Annotated in this window: 15 protein-coding genes; 7 read left to right on the top strand and 8 right to left on the bottom strand. The window is 45.7% G+C overall.

Annotation, left to right across the window (positions count from 1 at the left end; genetic code table 11):
* The first annotated feature begins 4 nt into the window (after positions 1 to 4).
* From atpG to ELZ11_RS22220, 5 genes are all read left to right on the top strand, one after another.
* Positions 5 to 871: a F0F1 ATP synthase subunit gamma gene (gene atpG / locus ELZ11_RS22200; protein WP_137359570.1), complete on the top strand. Its 867-nt coding sequence runs from the start codon at positions 5 to 7 to the stop codon at positions 869 to 871.
* Positions 872 to 905: 34 nt separating this feature from the next.
* On the top strand, positions 906 to 2,309 hold the full coding sequence (gene atpD, locus ELZ11_RS22205; protein ID WP_137359571.1) for a F0F1 ATP synthase subunit beta: 1,404 nt from the start codon (positions 906 to 908) through the stop codon (positions 2,307 to 2,309).
* Positions 2,310 to 2,327: 18 nt separating this feature from the next.
* Positions 2,328 to 2,750 carry a F0F1 ATP synthase subunit epsilon gene (locus tag ELZ11_RS22210; RefSeq protein WP_010433239.1) on the top strand — a complete coding sequence of 141 codons (423 nt, stop codon included), beginning with the start codon at positions 2,328 to 2,330 and terminating at the stop codon, positions 2,748 to 2,750.
* Between the two features lie 152 nt (positions 2,751 to 2,902).
* Positions 2,903 to 4,261 carry a bifunctional UDP-N-acetylglucosamine diphosphorylase/glucosamine-1-phosphate N-acetyltransferase GlmU gene (gene glmU, locus ELZ11_RS22215; protein WP_137359572.1) on the top strand — a complete coding sequence of 453 codons (1,359 nt, stop codon included), beginning with the start codon at positions 2,903 to 2,905 and terminating at the stop codon, positions 4,259 to 4,261.
* 170 nt (positions 4,262 to 4,431) lie between these two features.
* Positions 4,432 to 6,063 carry a sensor domain-containing diguanylate cyclase gene (locus ELZ11_RS22220; protein WP_137359606.1) on the top strand — a complete coding sequence of 544 codons (1,632 nt, stop codon included), beginning with the start codon at positions 4,432 to 4,434 and terminating at the stop codon, positions 6,061 to 6,063.
* Between the two features lie 21 nt (positions 6,064 to 6,084).
* On the opposite strand, the gene punC is transcribed toward ELZ11_RS22220, so the two are convergent.
* Complete coding sequence (gene punC / locus ELZ11_RS22225) at positions 6,085 to 7,287, bottom strand: purine nucleoside transporter PunC (protein WP_137359573.1); 1,203 nt, start codon at positions 7,285 to 7,287, stop codon at positions 6,085 to 6,087.
* 169 nt (positions 7,288 to 7,456) lie between these two features.
* On the opposite strand from punC, the gene punR reads away from it, so the two are divergent.
* Entirely contained in the window at positions 7,457 to 8,359 is a 903-nt protein-coding gene (gene punR, locus ELZ11_RS22230; RefSeq protein WP_137359574.1) for a DNA-binding transcriptional activator PunR, read from the top strand.
* A 44-nt stretch (positions 8,360 to 8,403) separates the two neighbouring features.
* Here the strand turns inward: punR and ilvA are convergent, their stop codons facing one another.
* Genes ilvA through ilvG form a run of 5 tightly spaced genes read right to left on the bottom strand, consistent with a single transcriptional unit; the run spans position 8,404 to position 14,710 of the window.
* Positions 8,404 to 9,951, bottom strand: coding sequence for a threonine ammonia-lyase, biosynthetic (gene ilvA / locus ELZ11_RS22235; RefSeq protein WP_137359575.1), 1,548 nt, complete (start codon positions 9,949 to 9,951; stop codon positions 8,404 to 8,406).
* A 3-nt stretch (positions 9,952 to 9,954) separates the two neighbouring features.
* A complete protein-coding gene (gene ilvD / locus ELZ11_RS22240; protein WP_137359576.1) occupies positions 9,955 to 11,796 on the bottom strand; it encodes a dihydroxy-acid dehydratase in 1,842 nt (613 codons plus the stop codon).
* 19 nt (positions 11,797 to 11,815) lie between these two features.
* Entirely contained in the window at positions 11,816 to 12,766 is a 951-nt protein-coding gene (locus tag ELZ11_RS22245) for a branched-chain amino acid transaminase (protein ID WP_137359577.1), read from the bottom strand.
* 11 nt (positions 12,767 to 12,777) lie between these two features.
* Positions 12,778 to 13,062, bottom strand: a complete 285-nt coding sequence (ilvM, locus tag ELZ11_RS22250; RefSeq protein WP_137359578.1) for an acetolactate synthase 2 small subunit — start codon at positions 13,060 to 13,062, stop codon at positions 12,778 to 12,780.
* Between the two features lies 1 nt (position 13,063).
* On the bottom strand, positions 13,064 to 14,710 hold the full coding sequence (gene ilvG, locus ELZ11_RS22255) for an acetolactate synthase 2 catalytic subunit (protein WP_137359579.1): 1,647 nt from the start codon (positions 14,708 to 14,710) through the stop codon (positions 13,064 to 13,066).
* Between the two features lie 471 nt (positions 14,711 to 15,181).
* Here ilvG and ELZ11_RS22260 point away from each other — a divergent pair, with 471 nt between their 5' ends.
* Positions 15,182 to 16,705, top strand: coding sequence for a YifB family Mg chelatase-like AAA ATPase (locus ELZ11_RS22260; protein ID WP_137359580.1), 1,524 nt, complete (start codon positions 15,182 to 15,184; stop codon positions 16,703 to 16,705).
* 56 nt (positions 16,706 to 16,761) lie between these two features.
* Here the strand turns inward: ELZ11_RS22260 and ELZ11_RS22265 are convergent, their stop codons facing one another.
* Positions 16,762 to 17,760, bottom strand: a complete 999-nt coding sequence (locus ELZ11_RS22265) for a DUF2860 domain-containing protein (protein ID WP_137359581.1) — start codon at positions 17,758 to 17,760, stop codon at positions 16,762 to 16,764.
* Positions 17,761 to 17,928: 168 nt separating this feature from the next.
* Complete coding sequence (locus ELZ11_RS22270; protein ID WP_137359582.1) at positions 17,929 to 18,891, bottom strand: DUF2860 domain-containing protein; 963 nt, start codon at positions 18,889 to 18,891, stop codon at positions 17,929 to 17,931.
* Positions 18,892 to 19,013: the final 122 nt, after the last annotated feature.

A 19,013-nucleotide genomic window follows, 5' to 3' on the forward strand; every position in this document is an offset into this window, starting at 1 on the left:
AACGATGGCCGGCGCAAAAGAGATACGTAATAAAATCGGTAGTGTTAAAAGCACACAGAAGATTACGAAAGCAATGGAAATGGTAGCAGCTTCAAAAATGCGTCGTTCTCAAGACGCAATGGAAGCTACTCGTCCATATGCAGAAACAATGCGTAAAGTGATCGGTCATTTGGCGAACGGTAGCCTTGAGTATAAGCATCCTTATCTTGAGGAACGTGAAGCCAAACGTGTTGGTTACATCATCGTTTCTACAGACCGCGGTCTATGTGGTGGTTTGAACATTAACTTGTTCAAGAAAGCTATGCTAGACATGAAAGATTGGTCTGAGAAAGGTGCTGATGTAGAGCTTGCTATTGTAGGTTCTAAAGCAACAGCATTTTTCAATAACAGCGGCGCTAAAGTAGCGGCTCAAGTTTCTGGCCTAGGCGATAGCCCAGCCCTTGAAGACTTGATCGGTTCTGTAAGCGTGATGCTGAAGAAATATGATGAAGGTGAATTAGATCGCCTGTTCGTAGTGTTCAACAAGTTTGAAAACACTATGGTTCAAGAACCAACGATCGATCAATTACTTCCTTTGCCTAAATCGGATAGCGAAGACATGCAGCGCGATCATGCTTGGGACTACATTTATGAGCCTGAGCCAAAACCATTACTAGATACACTTTTAGTTCGTTATGTCGAATCTCAAGTGTACCAAGGTGTGGTAGAGAACCTTGCTTGTGAGCAAGCGGCTCGAATGATTGCAATGAAAGCTGCAACAGATAACGCTAGCGACCTGATTGATGATTTAGAACTTGTGTACAACAAGGCGCGTCAAGCGGCTATTACACAAGAACTTTCTGAAATCGTTTCAGGCGCAGCTGCGGTTTAAGCTTAGGTAAAACTAAATAGTTAGAGGATTAACGATGGCTACAGGTAAGATCGTACAGATCATCGGTGCGGTAGTCGACGTAGAGTTCCCACAGGGCGAAGTACCTCGTGTATACGATGCTCTGAATGTTAATGAAGTGAAAGAGCGTCTAGTTCTTGAAGTTCAGCAACAACTTGGCGGTGGCGTAGTTCGCGCAATCGTAATGGGTAGCTCTGATGGTTTACGTCGTGGTTTGACAGTAGAAAATACTGGCGCTCCAATCTCAGTACCAGTAGGTACTAAGACCCTAGGTCGTATCATGAACGTTCTAGGTGACGCGATTGATGAGTGTGGTGATATCGGTGCAGAAGAGCACTACGCGATTCACCGCGAAGCTCCAAGCTACGAAGAACAGTCAAATGAGACAGCTCTTCTAGAGACTGGTGTAAAAGTAATCGACTTGGTTTGTCCATTCGCTAAGGGTGGTAAAATCGGTCTATTCGGTGGTGCAGGTGTAGGTAAGACCGTTAACATGATGGAACTTATCAACAACATCGCACTACAACACTCAGGCCTATCTGTATTCGCAGGTGTAGGTGAGCGTACTCGTGAAGGTAACGATTTCTACTTTGAAATGCAGGAAGCTGGCGTTGTAAACGTTGAAAACCCTGAAGAATCAAAAGTAGCGATGGTTTACGGTCAGATGAACGAGCCACCAGGTAACCGTCTACGTGTTGCACTGACTGGTCTAACGATGGCAGAGCGTTTCCGTGACGAAGGTCGTGACGTTCTACTATTCGTAGATAACATCTACCGTTACACACTAGCAGGTACTGAAGTATCAGCACTTCTAGGTCGTATGCCTTCAGCGGTAGGTTACCAACCTACACTAGCTGAGGAAATGGGTGTTCTTCAAGAACGTATCACGTCAACTAAGCAAGGTTCTATCACGTCTGTACAGGCGGTATACGTACCTGCGGATGACTTGACTGACCCGTCTCCAGCAACAACGTTCGCGCACTTAGATGCAACGGTTGTACTTAACCGTAACATCGCAGCAATGGGTCTATACCCAGCGATCGACCCGCTAGATTCTACTTCTCGTCAACTAGACCCATTGGTAGTTGGACAAGAACACTACGACATTGCTCGTGGCGTTCAGTCTACTCTTCAGCGCTATAAAGAGCTGAAAGATATCATTGCTATCCTAGGTATGGACGAGCTATCTGAAGAAGATAAGCAAGTAGTATCTCGTGCTCGTAAGATTGAGAAGTTCCTTACTCAGCCTTACCACGTAGCGGAAGTATTTACAGGTGACCCAGGTGTTTACGTACCTCTTAAAGAGACTCTACGTGGCTTCCAAGGTCTACTATCTGGTGAATACGATGACATTCCAGAGCAAGCGTTCATGTACTGCGGTACTATCGACGAAGCTATTGAGAATGCTAAGAAGCTATAAGGCTAACTAGGAGGCGATATGGCAGCAATAACCTTTCACCTTGACGTTGTAAGCGCTGAGAAACAACTGTTTTCTGGCCTTGTTGAAACGTTTCAGGTGACCGGTAGCGAAGGTGAGCTTGGTATTTTCCATGGCCACACACCGCTGCTGACCGCTATCAAGCCTGGTATGGTGCGTATTGTGAAACAGCACGGCCACGAAGAAATTATTTATGTTTCTGGTGGTATGGTAGAAGTTCAGCCTGGTACAGCGACTGTACTGGCTGATACAGCTATTCGTGGTGAAGAACTAGACGCAGCAAAGGCAGAAGAAGCTAAGCGCAAGGCTGTGGAGAATATCCAAAATCAGCATGGCGACATGGACTTCGCACAAGCGGCCGGTGAACTGGCTAAAGCCATTGCTCAGTTACGAGTTATCGAGCTGACAAAACAACGTCGTTAATTTGTTTTAAGATTCATGATGTTGAGATAAAGGCGACCTAAGGGTCGCCTTTTTGCGTTTTTGATACTCACAACTTATAAGCCAATTTAAATAAACTAGTAAAAAAGGTTAGAATGTCAGCTTAATTAAGATAACGTCAAATAGGTTTTTTAATGAAGTTTAGCGCTGTGATCCTCGCTGCGGGTAAGGGAACTCGCATGTACTCCAACATGCCGAAAGTACTTCATACATTGGCAGGTAAGCCAATGGTGAAACATGTTATTGATACATGTAACGGCCTTGGTGCTCAAAATATTCATTTGGTATACGGCCATGGTGGTGATCAAATGAAAGCGACACTTGCTGAAGAGCAAGTGAACTGGGCGCTACAAGCGGAGCAACTCGGAACTGGCCATGCGGTGGATCAGGCATCGATGCACTATCAAGATGATGAAAAAGTCTTAGTGTTGTATGGTGACGTGCCACTCATCTCTGCAGAAACTATTGAAAACCTATTAGAAGCACAGCCAACCGGCGGTATTGCATTATTAACTGTTGTGCTTGATAACCCTATGGGTTATGGACGTATTATCCGCAAAAATGGCCCAGTAGTCGCGATTGTTGAGCAAAAAGATGCGACTGAAGAGCAAAAGCAAATCAAAGAAATCAATACTGGTGTGATGGTAGCGACAGGCGGTGACTTGAAGCGCTGGTTATCTGGTTTGAATAACGATAATGCTCAAGGTGAGTATTACCTAACTGACGTGATAGCAGCAGCTCACAGCGAAGGTCGTGCGGTTGAAGCGGTTCACCCTGTTAGCCCAATCGAAGTTGAAGGCGTGAATGATCGCTCTCAACTTGCTCGTTTAGAACGTGCTTATCAAGCAGAACAAGCCGACAAGTTACTGAAACAAGGCGTGATGCTACGCGACCCGAGCCGCTTTGACCTACGTGGTGAATTACAGTGTGGTATGGATGTAGAAATCGATACCAACGTGATCATTGAAGGCAGTGTAAGTATTGGTGATAACGTCGTGATCGGTACAGGCTGTGTACTAAAAGACTGTGAGGTTGATGACAACACAATCATTCGCCCATACAGCGTAATCGAAGGTGCGACAGTCGGTGAAGATTGTACAGTTGGTCCGTTTACTCGCTTACGCCCTGGTGCTGATATGCGTAACGACTCGCACGTAGGTAACTTTGTTGAAGTGAAGAACACTCTTTTAGGCGAAGGTTCTAAGGCTAATCACCTTACTTATTTAGGCGATGCTGAAATTGGCCAACGGGTAAATGTTGGTGCCGGTGTGATCACTTGTAATTATGATGGGGCTAACAAATTCAAGACTGTCATCGGTGATGATGTGTTTGTTGGTTCTGACAGCCAATTGATAGCACCAGTAACCATTGCTGATGGTGCAACCGTTGGGGCGGGCTCGACAGTAACTCGTGATGTAGAGCAAAATGAACTTGTGATTAGCCGTGCAAAAGAGCGAAAAATCACGAATTGGCAGCGCCCAACAAAAAAATAACTACCCCTAATTGATAAATATCTAAAAACCACGGACCTAGTTCGTGGTTTTTTTGTTATAGTTACCGTCTTATGTTTTGTTTAATTTAAGCGTGATCACAAGGAGGTAACGTGTCTAAAATTATTGATCGTAAATGGCAACTGCTACCTATTGTCACCTTATCGATATCGATGTTTATCGGGATTTACTTTTTCTACATTACGTTAGAGAGGCTAGCTCACCAGTCGGTATTGGAAACCAGTCGCTCTATTCTGTCTGATGTTATTTATGAGATAGAAGAAGACTCTCCAGATTTCTCTTCATCAAAACTCATCGATGACTACATCGGTGAGCTTACCCAAGCCAGTGCTAGTACTCGTATTACCGTTATTGATGTTAATGGTATTGTGGTTGGCGATACTTCTCTTTCGGATCGCGCTTTAAGCACGGTCGAAAACCATGGTGATAGGCCTGAATTTGAACTTGCCTATAGCAACGGGTTTGGCAGCGATGTACGTTTTAGTAGCGTGCTCTCAGTTTATCTCTTTTATTATGCCGAGAAAGTCTTTGTAGATGGCCGAGATTACATCATCACCTTATCGGTTCCGATGCATTCTTTAAAAAGTATGACGACTCATTTGATGACGATTCTAGGGGTAATGACATTCTTAAGTATCAGTGTATTGATCGGAACGTCAGTGATGAGTCATCGCGTGATATTAACCAGTGTTAATCAAGAGAAGTCTAAACAAGATCAGAGAATCCACCAGCGCACCATTGAAATTGAGTTATTGCACCGCTTGGCGAACATGCTTGCAGCCTGTAATAACTTAATGGAAGCGCAGAAAGTCGTCTCCGATATTATTCCGCGTATTCTAGGTGATGTGAATGGTAGCGTTTCTTTGATGCGTTCATCGCGTAATTTACTGAACTTGCAGCTGGAGTGGGGGCGCTCTTGGCCTGGAAGCCGCAGCTTTAGCCCTGAGGAATGTTGGGCCTTAAGAAAAGGCGGCGCTCATTTATCTAATGATGAATACCATAACTTGTCTTGTGAACACATGTCTGGTGTCGAGCAAAATCAGACCTTGTGTATACCTCTGACCGCGCATGGAAATACCATTGGCATGCTGCACCTTTATTTTGGTAGTGGTGATGTCAAAGTTAATGATGTGACTTACCAATTAGCATTTAGTGTTGCCGAGCACTTAGGTTTAGCGCTGGCTAACTTAAGCCTCCAAGAAAAACTTCGCTCACAAGCGCTAAGCGATCCACTGACCGGGTTATTCAATCGTCGCTTTTTTGAACAAAGTATGGATGAGCTGATTTTGAAGAGCGATAGAGACAATCAAGAGTTGTCGTTATTGATGCTCGATCTTGATCATTTCAAGCGTTTTAATGACAATTTCGGTCATGATGCTGGTGATTATGTATTGAAAGAAATCAGCTTGTTACTTAAGCATTCCGTGATTGAAGAGGAAGTGGTTTGTCGCCTAGGCGGTGAAGAATTGGCGATCCTCTTGCCGAATTACACGAATGCGCGGGCGAATGAGTTTGCTGAGAAGATTTGCCGCTCTGTGCGAGATATGCACTTAGAACTAAAAGGCTTATCGTTAGGGCAACTTACCGTTTCGATTGGTATTGCCACTTATCCGAGTAACGCTTTGGATGCAGAATCTGTGGTGAAGCACGCGGACAAAGCGTTGTACAAAGCGAAAGAGCAGGGCAGAGATCGTGTGGTGAGTTATCAACATATGAACGATGCGAGTCATCTAGAGCAGGATATTTCGCACCTTCCTAACGTTAAGAAGGAGACAGCTTCTTAGGCTATCTCCTTCATGGGCTACTTATTCTTCGCTTACCACTCGTGAATTATCCGGAGCTGTAAAATGCTCCGATAATTTCTGATTGGCGATGATGTAGCCAATCCACAAACCTGCTAAACAAATCACAATAGCAACACCTGTCACCGGAAGAGCTAAGCTAGCCATACTTGCGACTAAGCCACTTGCAATACTACTGATACAAATCTGGAAGCTGTTTTGTAGTCCAGCCGCGGTTGCTGGGCTTTGTTTCGCATTAGATAAAGCTCGGTTTACCACGATTGGGTAAAGGGCACCGTTTGCAACTGCGATCAAACAAAATGGTGCTAGCAGCGGCCAAATCGATGTCAGTGTCCACTGAGAGGCGATGAAAATCAGTAATGTCGCCACCGTAAACAAGCCAATCAGTTGTTTGAGAACTAAAGAATCGCCAAATTTCTTCACGCCCACTTTGCCAAGGTAGCCACCCACCATAAACGCAATAGTTTGTGGGATGAAGCTTAAACCGATGTCTTTGGCTTCATAACCGAGTTGTGCCATGATCTCAGGCATACCGGTTAGGTAAGCGAAAAATGCAGCCGATGCACTGGCAAACATGATGACGTTGCCTAAGTAAGGCTTCGATTTAAGTAAAACCTTAATGTCGTTACTGATGCTGGTTTGCTTCTGCTCTGGTTGTTCTTTTGGTTGTGCCAGAGTGGTCGCAATAAGTAATGTACCTAATAGAGTTAGCGCGACAAAAATACTGTGCCAGCCTAAGTTGTCTGCAAGTAGCACACCTAATTGTGGTGCGAGTGCTGGAGATAGCGCGACAAGTGGCATGATGGTGGCGAATATTTGCTGGCTCGCTTGCGCTGGGTAACGTTTGATTACCATTGCTTGCCAAATTACCGCAGGAGCACATACACCGATCGCTTGGATAAAGCGTAGTCCCAATAGCTGCCACACTTCTGTGCTAAACGCTAAGCCAAAAGAAGCAAGTGTGAAAATGGCTAAGCCTGCTGCTAGCGTATTTCTGTGTCCGAATTTGTCACTCGCTAAGCCCCATAGAAGCTGGCCTACGGCCATACCAACAAGAAACACAGTTAAGGACAGAGCAATTTGCTCAGGGCCTGTAGCAAAGTCTGTTTCCATCATTTTGAATGCTGGCAGGTACATGTCTGTTGCAATGAAGCCAAGCATAGACAAAGCTGCTAAGTAAATAAGCTGAAATTTTGAAATATTCATAAAAGTGCCAGATAGTCGATGATGTCTAGTATTAGATTTATCATCAAAAAAATTGTTTGCTCAAAGAGTGCTCAACACCCCATTATTTTTACCTCGCCATTCTATTTTTCGATCTATTCAAAATAAAACGTTAAAATTAGTGGTTATCAATCAAAAAATTTGAAGGCTTATGTTTTCTAAATCTTCGTTAGAGATGCTCGATACCGTTGCGCGTTTAGGCAGTTTTACTGCGGCTGCAGAGCAGCTTCACAAAGTACCCTCCGCGATCAGCTATGGTGTTCGACAAGTTGAACAAGAGTTGGATGTGCTGCTGTTTCGCCGACTTCCTCGAAAGGTTGAGTTAACGCCGGCTGGGGAGTTATTTATTGAGGAAGCAAGGGCGTTGCTTCGCCAAATGGAAGAAGTCAAAGCGCAAACGAAAAGGGCATCGCATGGTTGGCAGAAAACCTTGAAACTCACGCTGGATAATGTGGTCAAGCTAGAGAAGATGAAACCTATGATCGAAGCCTTCTATGAGAAGTTTGAATTCGCGGAGCTTCAAATCAATATGGAAGTGTTTAATGGCTCTTGGGAAGCGATAGCTCAGGGCCGAGCGGACATTGTTATTGGGGCGACGTCTGCGATCCCTGTTGGTGGCGATTTCGAAGTTCGGGATATGGGGCGACTAGATTGGGCATTTGTCATGTCTCCAAGTCACCCATGTGTACGAGAACAAAATCTAACAGAAGCGTTTGTGAGCCAATATCCAGCGATATGCTTGGATGATACATCAAGTGTGCTTCCAAAGCGTCATACTGGCCACTACGCCAGCCAAAGGCGTTTGCTATTACCCAATTGGTACAGCGCGATTGAATGCCTTAAAAATGGCGTAGGCGTTGGCTATATGCCTCGACATATTGCAATGCCTTTGATTGAAGAAGGTATGCTGGTGGAAAAAATACTGCCAGACGATAAACCATTGAGCCAATGCTGCTTAGTGTGGCGAAAAGACGATAACCATAAGTTAATTGAGTGGATGGTCGATTATTTAGGGTCGAGCCAGCAACTGCATCAGGACTGGCTGGAATATTAGCGAACAAAAAGGCGAGCTTTTGCTCGCCTTTTTAATGGGTTCGACTAAGACAAAAAGAACTGATAGGACGGGTTATCCGTTTCGTCCTTACATTGGTAGCCTAACTCACGTAAGTGACGAGAGAACTCAGCCAGATCATGCTCGTCTAATTCAAAGCCACACAATACGCGACCGTAGTCTGCACCGTGGTTACGGTAATTGAATAAACTGATGTTCCAGTGAGTACCGAGTGTGCTCAAGAATTTAACCAAAGCGCCAGGGTACTCCGGAAACTCAAAGCTGTATAAGCGTTCTTTTAATGGCTTTGAAGGCTTACCGCCGATCATGTAGCGAACGTGCAGTTTTGCCATTTCGTCATCAGAGAGATCAACGACTGGGTAACCACCATCACGGAGATCGTGAATGATGTTGTCTAGCTCTTCTTGACCACCTTGTAGGCGGACACCCACGAAGATATTCGCCAAACTGTCATCGTTATAACGGTAGTTAAACTCGGTAACCGCGCGGCCACCAATCAGATTACAGAACTCAAAGAATGCGCCTTGGCGCTCAGGAATCGTAACCGCGAGCAGGCCTTCACGTTTTTCACCCAGTTCACAGCGTTCAGATACGTAGCGTAAACCGTGGAAGTTAGTGTTGGCACCAGACAGGACGGTACCTAACTGTTTATCTTTCAATTGATTTTGCTCGGCGAACTTCTTCAATCCTGCAAGAGCTAAGGCACCAGAAGGTTCGGCAATCGCTCGGGTGTCTTCAAAAATATCTTTGACTGCCGCACAGATTTCGTCACTTGAAACCGCAATGTGGCCATCAATGTATTTTTGGCAAAGGCGGAAGGTTTCTTCGCCAATGCGTTTAACCGCCACACCGTCAGCAAACATGCTGACTTGATCAAGGATTACGGGTTCTCCGGCATCCAGTGCTGCTTTCAAACAAGAAGAATCTTCAGGTTCTACGGCAATGACTTTGATCTCTGGCATGAGCTGTTTGACGAGTACTGCAACCCCAGCAGCTAAACCTCCGCCACCAACAGGTACGAAGATATAGTCTAAGTGGCCATTTTGCTGCAGCATTTCCATGCCGATAGTGCCTTGTCCTGCAATCACCAGTGGATGATCGAAAGGCGGTACAAACGTATAGCCATGCTCGTTTGATAGGCGTTCTGCTTCCGCTTTGGCTTCATCGAAGTTACTGCCATGCAGTACCACATTACCACCAAAGCCTCGAACGGCTTCGACTTTGATATCTGGCGTGGTTTTCGGCATGACGATCGTGGTCTGAATTCCAAGCTTAGAGCCAGACAGGGCCATCCCTTGAGCATGGTTACCTGCCGAAGCCGCAATGACTCCTGCAGATTTTTGTGCGCCAGTGAGGCTAGCCACCATGTTGTAGGCGCCACGTAACTTAAAGGAATGCACAGGTTGTCGGTCTTCACGTTTGATGAAAACTTGGTTGCCGACTCGCTCATTTAGGCGAGGCATTGCTTGGAGTGGGGTGACCGTAGCCACCTCATAAACAGGAGCGCGTAATATCTGGCGCAGGTAGTCTGCACCAGATTGTTCCCGTTCTTTTGTTGGAAAAGAATCGGTCATAGATTAGTCCTCAAGTTTGGACTTATCACGTACTGCACCTTTGTCAGCACTGGTCGCCATACTTGCGTAAGCTTTTAGTGCGAATGATACTTCACGTTGACGGTCAGCAGGCTTCCAACCTAATTCATCTTGCTTAGCGCGACGAGTTGCTAGCTCTTCTTCAGACACATCTAATGTGATTGAACGGCTAGGGATATCAATAGTGATGATGTCGCCATCTTGAACCAGGCCGATAGTACCGCCACTTGCGGCTTCAGGTGACGCGTGACCGATTGAAAGGCCTGATGTACCACCAGAGAAGCGACCATCAGTCAGTAGTGCACACGATTTGCCTAAGCCCATCGATTTTAGGTAAGTCGTTGGGTAAAGCATTTCTTGCATGCCTGGGCCACCTTTAGGGCCTTCGTAGCGAATAACAACCACTTCGCCCGCTTTCACTTTGCCACCAAGAATGCCTTCTACAGCTGTATCTTGGCTTTCAAACACGATGGCAGGACCTTGGAATTTTAAGTTTTCTTCGTCTACACCAGCGGTCTTAACGATACAGCCATCAACGGCAATGTTGCCGGAAAGAACGGCTAAGCCACCTTCTTGGCTGAAGGCATTTTCTTTGGTGCGGATACAGCCTTCTTTGCGATCGTCATCCAAACGATCCCAGCGGCAGTCTTGAGAGAAAGCTTGCGTGGTACGGATACCAGCAGGGCCAGCACGGAAGAACTTCAATACTTCTTCGTCTTCGGTTTGCATGATGTCGTATTGTGCTAGCTGCTCTTTCATTGATAGGCCAAGCACTGTGCTAGTGTCACCGTTAAGTAGACCTGCGCGATCAAGTTCACCAAGAATCGCCATTACACCACCAGCGCGGTGTACATCTTCCATGTGGTATTTCTGAGTTGAAGGCGCCACTTTACATAAGTGTGGTACGCGGCGAGACATTTCATCGATGTCGTTCATATCGAAATCGATCTCACCTTCTTGAGCCGCTGCTAATAAATGAAGAACGGTATTACTTGAGCCACCCATTGCGATATCGAGCGCCATTGCGTTTTCAAAAGCAGGGCGGTTCGCGATATTACGTGGTAGTGCTGATTCGTCATCTTGCTCGTAGTAACGTTTCGTCAGTTCAACGACACGTTTACCTGCATTGATAAATAGCTGTTCACGATCGGCGTGCGTTGCCAGCATCGAACCGTTACCTGGTTGAGATAACCCCAGAGCTTCTGTTAAGCAGTTCATCGAGTTAGCCGTGAACATGCCTGAACATGATCCACATGTTGGACATGCTGAACGCTCGATCTGCTCACTTTGCTCGTCAGATACAGTTGGATCGGCACCTTGGATCATCGCGTCAACCAGATCCAGTTTGATAAGTTGATCTGAAAGCTTAGTTTTACCCGCTTCCATTGGGCCGCCCGATACAAAGATCACAGGGATGTTCAGGCGCATAGCTGCCATCATCATTCCCGGGGTGATTTTGTCACAGTTAGAAATACATACCATGGCATCGGCACAGTGTGCATTGACCATGTACTCAACGGAATCGGCGATCAGTTCACGAGATGGCAGTGAGTACAGCATGCCGCCGTGTCCCATTGCGATACCATCATCCACCGCGATGGTGTTGAATTCTTTCGCGATACCGCCTGCTTTCTCGATTTCACCGGCAACCAATTGACCCATATCTTTAAGGTGAACGTGGCCAGGTACAAATTGAGTGAATGAGTTTACAACCGCGATGATTGGTTTACCGAAGTCATCATCTTTTACACCAGTTGCACGCCATAATGCGCGGGCACCAGCCATGTTGCGTCCGTGGGTAGTCGTTGCTGAACGATAGATAGGCATTGCTTAAATCCTTATAAATTTATTTAGCTGATGGCGCATTTTCTGGGTATACATAATCCAACCAACCCCACTTGTCTTCAGTGGTGCCGTTGAACAAACCAAAATAAGCAGCTTGAATTTTTTCTGTAATCGGGCCACGTTTACCGCAACCCACTTCAATTTTGTCGACGGTACGCACTGGAACGATTTCCGCTGCAGTACCTGTCATGAATACTTCGTCAGCAAGATAGAGCGCTTCACGTGCGATGTTTTCTTCGCGGATCTCGTAGCCCATTTCTTTTGCAAGCGTCATGATTGAATCGCGAGTGATGCCCGGCAAGATTGCGCTGGTCGCTGGTGGTGTAGAAAGAATACCGTTACGAATCACAAAGATGTTTTCGCCAGCCCCTTCAGATAAGTAACCATCTACACTCAGTGCGATACCTTCATCGTAACCATGGCGGCGAGCTTCACCCCCAACAAGTAATGATGATAGGTAGTTACCACCAGCTTTTGCTGCGGTAGGGATAGTATTAGGTGCAGCGCGGTTCCAGCTAGAGATCATCGCATCGACGCCATTTTCTAGCGCTTCTTCACCTAGGTAAGAACCCCACGGGAACGCCGCAATGATCAGGTCCATTTCTGTGGATTCAGGAGGGCAAACGCCTAGCCCTACATTTCCTACAAAACCAAGAGGGCGGATGTAAGCGGAATCTAGCTTGTTTTCACGAAGTGTTTCGCGAGTTGCTTCCATGATTTCCTCTTCGGTATAGGGAATCGGGAAGCGGTAAATCTTCGCTGAATCTTTCAGGCGTTTAGCGTGTTCTGGGTGACGGAAAATCACTGGGCCATTTGGCGTGTTGTAGCAACGAACCCCTTCAAATACTGATGTTCCGTAGTGCATAGCGTGAGTAAGGACGTGAACATTGGCTTCAGCCCATGGCACTAACTTACCGTTAAACCAAATATAATCTGCTGTTTTAGCTGTCATCTTTGCCTTCCTTATGCACTGATTTTTTGTTGTAAGTTGTTGTTTGGCAGTTCGTTTTTGCTGATGGTAATCACATCAACGGTACGTACGTCCCACAACTTTTCAATTTGATTAACTAAGAATGAAATTGGACGCTCACTGTCGACAATGATTTCAACGCTAGCGATTTTGCTTTCGTGGTTTTGCGTTCCCGCAACTTGCTTAACAATAAAACCACGGTGGCGAATAACACGAAGAACACGTTCTAAAAGTACCGGTTTGTCGTCGGCTTTAATATCCAGTAAATATCTTTCCATTTTATGTGTTCTCCAACATTTCGCTATTCGATGCGCCTGGCGGTACTAGTGGCCATACGTTTTCTTCTTCATCAATGACGATGTGCAGTAAGTAAGCCGTTTTGCTTTCTAGCATCTCTTTAAGTGCAGGGACTACTTCCTCTTTACGAGTAATGGTCTTTCCTGGGATATCAAAAGCTTTTGCTAGCATGACAAAATCAGGGTTGTCATCAAGGATGGTTTCACTGTGGCGGCCGTCGAAGAATAGCGACTGCCATTGACGTACCATGCCAAGACGAGAGTTATTCAGTAGCACCATTTTTACTGGGATCTGGCGACGCTTTAATGTGCCAAGCTCTTGAACGTTCATCATGAATGAACCGTCACCGGAAACTAGAATAGATTGGTCGTCTGGCCTTGCAACTGCTGCACCCATCGCCGCAGGTAAGCCAAAGCCCATAGTCCCTAGGCCCGCGGAAGTGATGAAGTTCTGTGGATCGCGTGGCTGCATGTGCTGTGCTGCCCACATTTGGTGCTGGCCAACATCGGTAGAGATGATTGAGCTCTCTGGCATCATGTCAGATAACTGCTTAAGCAGCAGTGGTGCGAAGATTGGTTCGCCTGGATGGTCGTAGCGCCACTTAAAGCTGCTGCGTAGCCCTTCAGAGTGGTGAACCCACGAAGAGATATCTTGTGTCAGCTCTAGCTGAGGAAGAACCTTGTTGATGTCACCACGAATTGGAGCGTGAGCATGACGTAGCTTGCTGAATTCTGCCGCATCAATATCAATATGGATAACTTTAGCGTGTGGGGCAAAAGTATCGAGCTTACCTGTTACTCGGTCGTCGAAACGTGCGCCGACTACGATCAAAAGGTCACATTCTTGAACCACTAAGTTTGCGGCTTTAGTACCGTGCATACCTAGCATACCAAGGTAGTGAGGATCATGACGTTCAATCGTCCCTAACCCTTTCAAAGTGCTGACGGCAGGCATGGGGTTTAAACGTAAGAACTCACGAACAGAGTCGGTTGCTTTCGCGAGTTGTACACCACCACCGACATAAAGCACAGGGCGAGTCGCTTCAGACAACACTTGCTGAGCGGTAGCCAAAGATTCTTGGCTTGCTACTGGAATGGCTGGTGGAATGAATTCAGGAAGAATTTCGACAGGTGCTTCGGCAAGCTGTACATCTTTGGCGATATCGACAATCACTGGTCCTGGGCGGCCTGCTTTAGCTACTTCAAATGCTTCTGCAAGTGTCGGTGCTAAATCGTTGATATCTGTTACTAGGTAGCTGTGCTTAGTACAAGACAGAGACATTCCAATAACATCCATCTCTTGGAATGCATCCGTACCGATGTGAGAACTTGCGACTTGGCCTGTGATCGCGACAAGTGGGATTGAATCCATGAAAGCGTCGGCTAGGCCTGTGACTAGGTTGGTTGCGCCAGGGCCTGAAGTCGCCATACAAACGGCAACGTCTTGGCTTGCTCGCGCCATACCAATGGCGGCGATGACGGCGCCTTGTTCGTGACGACATAAAATATGTTCTACGCCACCATCATACAGTGCGTCGTAGATTGGCATGATAGCGCCACCTGGGTAACCAAAAACGGTTTTGATACCCTGTTGTTTTAAAGCGGATACGACTAATTCTGCGCCTTTCATCGTAATCCCCCTGTGTTACCAACTACTTGGTAACTATTTCCTTTTTGACTGCACATCTTGTGCTCCCATTCTTCCTGTCTGTCAGTGAAACCGACTTGCTTCAAATTATAAAAAACGAAATCTATAAACTAGAAAAAACCCCCGAACTTTTCAGTGCGGGGGTTTTTAAAATCTTGTGGCTATTTTTTATCCACTCGCCCCCGCGCAGTCTTAATAATGACTACGATCACCAGGTTAATCAGAGCGTAAATGCGAGCGTTAAATTTCATATATAGCTATTTTTATCGTGTATTGTCTTATGTAAATGTTTGCGTCTCTAGTGTTATCACACAAATCTGCTGGATGACAAGCAAAATGTCATTCTTTTTTCACATAAATACCCCATCCCACCACGCTATATAACATTTCAATGGATTAAATGTTCAATAAATACCGATATGAATACTTTTAAATCAATAACAAAGGGATGTTATGGGGCTCGCAATCGTTCATAGCCGTGCCAGTGTGGGAGTGGAAGCGCCTGCAGTGACCGTCGAAGTACACATTAGCAATGGGATGCCAGGCTTTACGTTGGTTGGATTACCAGAAACTACCGTTAAAGAATCTCGTGATCGGGTGCGCAGTGCGATCATTAACTCTCGCTTTGAATTTCCGGCTAAAAGGATCACCGTTAATCTTGCGCCTGCCGACTTGCCGAAAGAAGGCGGGCGATTTGATCTACCAATTGCGCTTGGTATTTTGGCTGCGTCTGAGCAACTTCCAATCAGCAAACTAGGCCAATATGAATTTGTCGGTGAGCTTGCGCTTTCTGGAGAGTTGAGGAGCGTTAAAGGCGTATTGCCTGCAGCTTTAGCGACGAATCGCGTGAAGCGTTGCTTGGTCGTTCCTCATCATAATGGTGATCAAGCGGCTCTAGTGGGTAAGGGCGTTCATAAATCGGCGCAAAGTTTATTGGAGGTGTGTGCCGACTTATGTGGTCAGCAAAGCTTATCGTTGCATCAAACTCCTAGCGAATGTGCTCAGCAAACCAATGAACGAGATTTGCGCGATATTATTGGCCAGCAGCAAGGAAAGCGAGCATTAGAAATTGCTGCGGCAGGTAATCATAATTTACTGTTTCTTGGCCCTCCGGGTACGGGCAAAACCATGCTGGCATCGCGATTGTGTGACTTATTGCCTGAGATGAATGAAGAAGAAGCCATGGAAACCGCGTCGGTTGCTTCGCTTATTCAACAGGATGTGAATGAGCATAATTGGAAACAACGGCCTTTTCGCACCCCTCATCATTCCAGTTCTATGGCAGCATTGGTTGGCGGTGGCGCTATTCCAAGGCCGGGGGAAATCTCCTTGGCGCATAATGGATTATTGTTTTTAGATGAAATGCCTGAGTTTGAACGTAAAGTTTTAGACTCACTCCGCGAGCCTTTGGAATCCGGAGAAATTATTATCTCACGCGCTCAAGGCAAGACGCGTTTTCCTGCTCGTTTTCAATTAGTCGGCGCATTGAACCCAAGCCCAACAGGGTACTATGAAGGAAACCAAGCCAGAGCTAACCCTCAGATTATATTGCGCTATTTGAATCGCTTATCTGGGCCACTTCTTGATCGCTTTGATATGTCTTTGGAAATCCCACTACTACCTAAAGGTATGCTGGCGGAAGGGGGTGACCGAGGAGAAGCGAGTTCGGTAGTCAAGCAGAGAGTGGTCGCCGCCAGAGAAATAATGAAATATAGGAATGGCAAAGCCAATGCATTGTTAGGTAGCCGGGAAATAGAAACGCATTGTCCGCTGCAAAGGCAAGATGCCGATTTTCTTGAAAATGCTTTGCATCGTTTAGGTTTATCGATCCGTGCTTACCATAGGATAATAAAAGTCGCGAGAACCATTGCTGACCTTGAAGGCTGTGAACAAATAGAGAAAAAACATTTATCGGAAGCGCTCGGATATCGTGCGATGGATAGGTTATTAAAACAACTTACGGCTCAAGCTGTATAACAAAGCCCACTAAGGTGGGCTTTGCTTTTGATGTCGACTTACATGCAGTAACGGTTTTAGAACTGGTAGTTCATACCCACTGACATTAGGTATTCATCTTCATCATAAAAGTCGATGTTAGTGTCTGTTGTGCCGTAGCCCGCGAATGAAATCAGTGACCAGTCCTGCCATCCCATGAAATCCTGGTATTCGTAGGCAGCAAAGAAGCTGAGTTCACTTTCGTCACGAGTTTTATCAAACAGCGGGTTTACGGCGTCAAAAGAACGAGTAGTGTAACCTGCAGTTAATGCAAACTGGTGGCGGTTGAGTACTTTAAAATAAGAAAGTTCACCACCGAATGAGGTCGAAGAGTTGGCTTTACCATCCGCGTCTGTTTTTACATACGTTAATGATGGCTGTAAGAAAGAAGTCTCATTCAGTGATATTTGGTATTCACCTTTTACGTAGATAGAAGAGCTATCACGTTGCAGGGCATCAATAGAATCTTGTTCTGTTGCTGGGTCAAACACACCCATACCAGATTGCTCATCGCTAACATCTTTAGTCGCGTATGCCGTATCTAGCGTAAAGTTAGAACCTAGTATATTTTTGAACTTTAGACGATATGCATTGCCTGATTCATCCGTAGTTTGACGTTCGGCATTTAGAAGGTAAGGATCTGACCAGGTTTCACCTGACATGATTGTCGGTAGGAAAGAGGCATCGATAACCATACCTGAGGCAAATTCTTGTTTGTAGCCGATCTCTAAAGCAAGGTTACCGACAGCAATATCTTCACGAGCTGTACCTGCGTAAACCTGTTTATCTAAATGACGACCAAATGTATAGGTAACACTGCCTAGCGGTAGTACTAGAAAATCACCATTAGACTCGGCTTTTTTCGTTGAATTTGCTTCGGTAAGCGTCTTATCACCGTCAGTATCAAAATGAGATGATGAAGACATATAGCCAGTGTTTAGTGAAATCTCGCCGCTGAAACCAGCTTCTTCAGATAGCTCAGCCATAGCGGGAGCTGCTGCAATAGCAAGAGCCAATAGTGATAGTTTAGCATTCATGGAAATACTCCTTTGTTAGAGGCCGATAGTCTAAAAAGGGGCGCGTCGAACTTTTGTCAAACGGTATGAAGTTTTTTTGATTATTTTATCTGGATATAAAAAGGGAGCGATTCGCTCCCTTAAGTATTAGATGGTGTGGCGTTTAAGCTTTAAAGCGTGGGCTTTTTCTTAGAACTGATAGTTTAAACCGACAGAAACTAAGGTTTCAGATTGATCATAGAACGTGATGTTGGATTGGCCTGCGCCATACCCAGCAAGACCGATGAATGACCAATCTTGCCAGTCCATGAAGTTTTTGTATTCATAAGCGGCAAACAAGCTGTAGTTATTGTCGCTACGCTTTTTATCAAAATTGGTTAATGTTGCCGCTGCATCATATGAACGATGGCTGTAACCTGCGGTGAGCGCTAGCTGATGGCGTTGCATGACTTTAAATAAGCTCAGTTCCGCTCCTAATTGATCATAAGAGTTAGCATCGCCATCCGCAGAGGAAGACTGGTAAATGATCGATGGCAAGAGGAAAGACGTTCGGCTTAATGGCTGACGATATTGACCTTTTACGTAGATGGTTTTGCTATCTCTCTTTAATGCTTTGTCTGTCACTAGATCATTTTCAACATCTTTGGTCGCATAAGCGGTATCTAAGCTAAAGTTAGAACCTGCGATCTTGTCGAATTTTAAGCGGAAGGCATTACCGGTTTCGTCGGTTTCTGTTCTTGCTGACCCAGTTTTATACGGGTCTTCCCAGGTTTTGCCAGACATGACGGTTGGCAATAAAGACGCATCAATAATTGTGCCTGACTCTAGTTGGTACTTATAACCAACTTCCAATACCACAGTACCCGTTGCTACATCTTCACGCGAAGTACCAACGTAGACTTGCTGGTTTAGGCTTTGGCCAAAGGTGTAAGCAATGCTGCCAAGAGGAGCAACTACAAAATTGGTGTCTGAAGAAGCGCTTTGAGTATTCGAAGTGATGGTGCTGTCACCGTCAGTGTCGAAGTTGGAGCTCGAAGCACGAAAGCCTGAGTTAATTGATATCTCACCGCTAAAGCCAGCTTCATCCGATAGCTGAGCCATCGCAGGCGCTGCAATAATGCTGGCAGCAATAAGTGTATAGATTGTTTTCATTCGCGATGTCTCCTTGACCGAATGATGGGTTATTGATGTTCTAAATGTACTCTTTGTGATTATCAATTGGATCAGTAGTTCAGTTGATTTTTGCACGAGTTGTGATTTTAAAGCATTGATCC

Source organism: Vibrio profundi (genome assembly GCF_005281835.1).
GTDB classification, from domain to species: domain Bacteria; phylum Pseudomonadota; class Gammaproteobacteria; order Enterobacterales; family Vibrionaceae; genus Vibrio; species Vibrio profundi.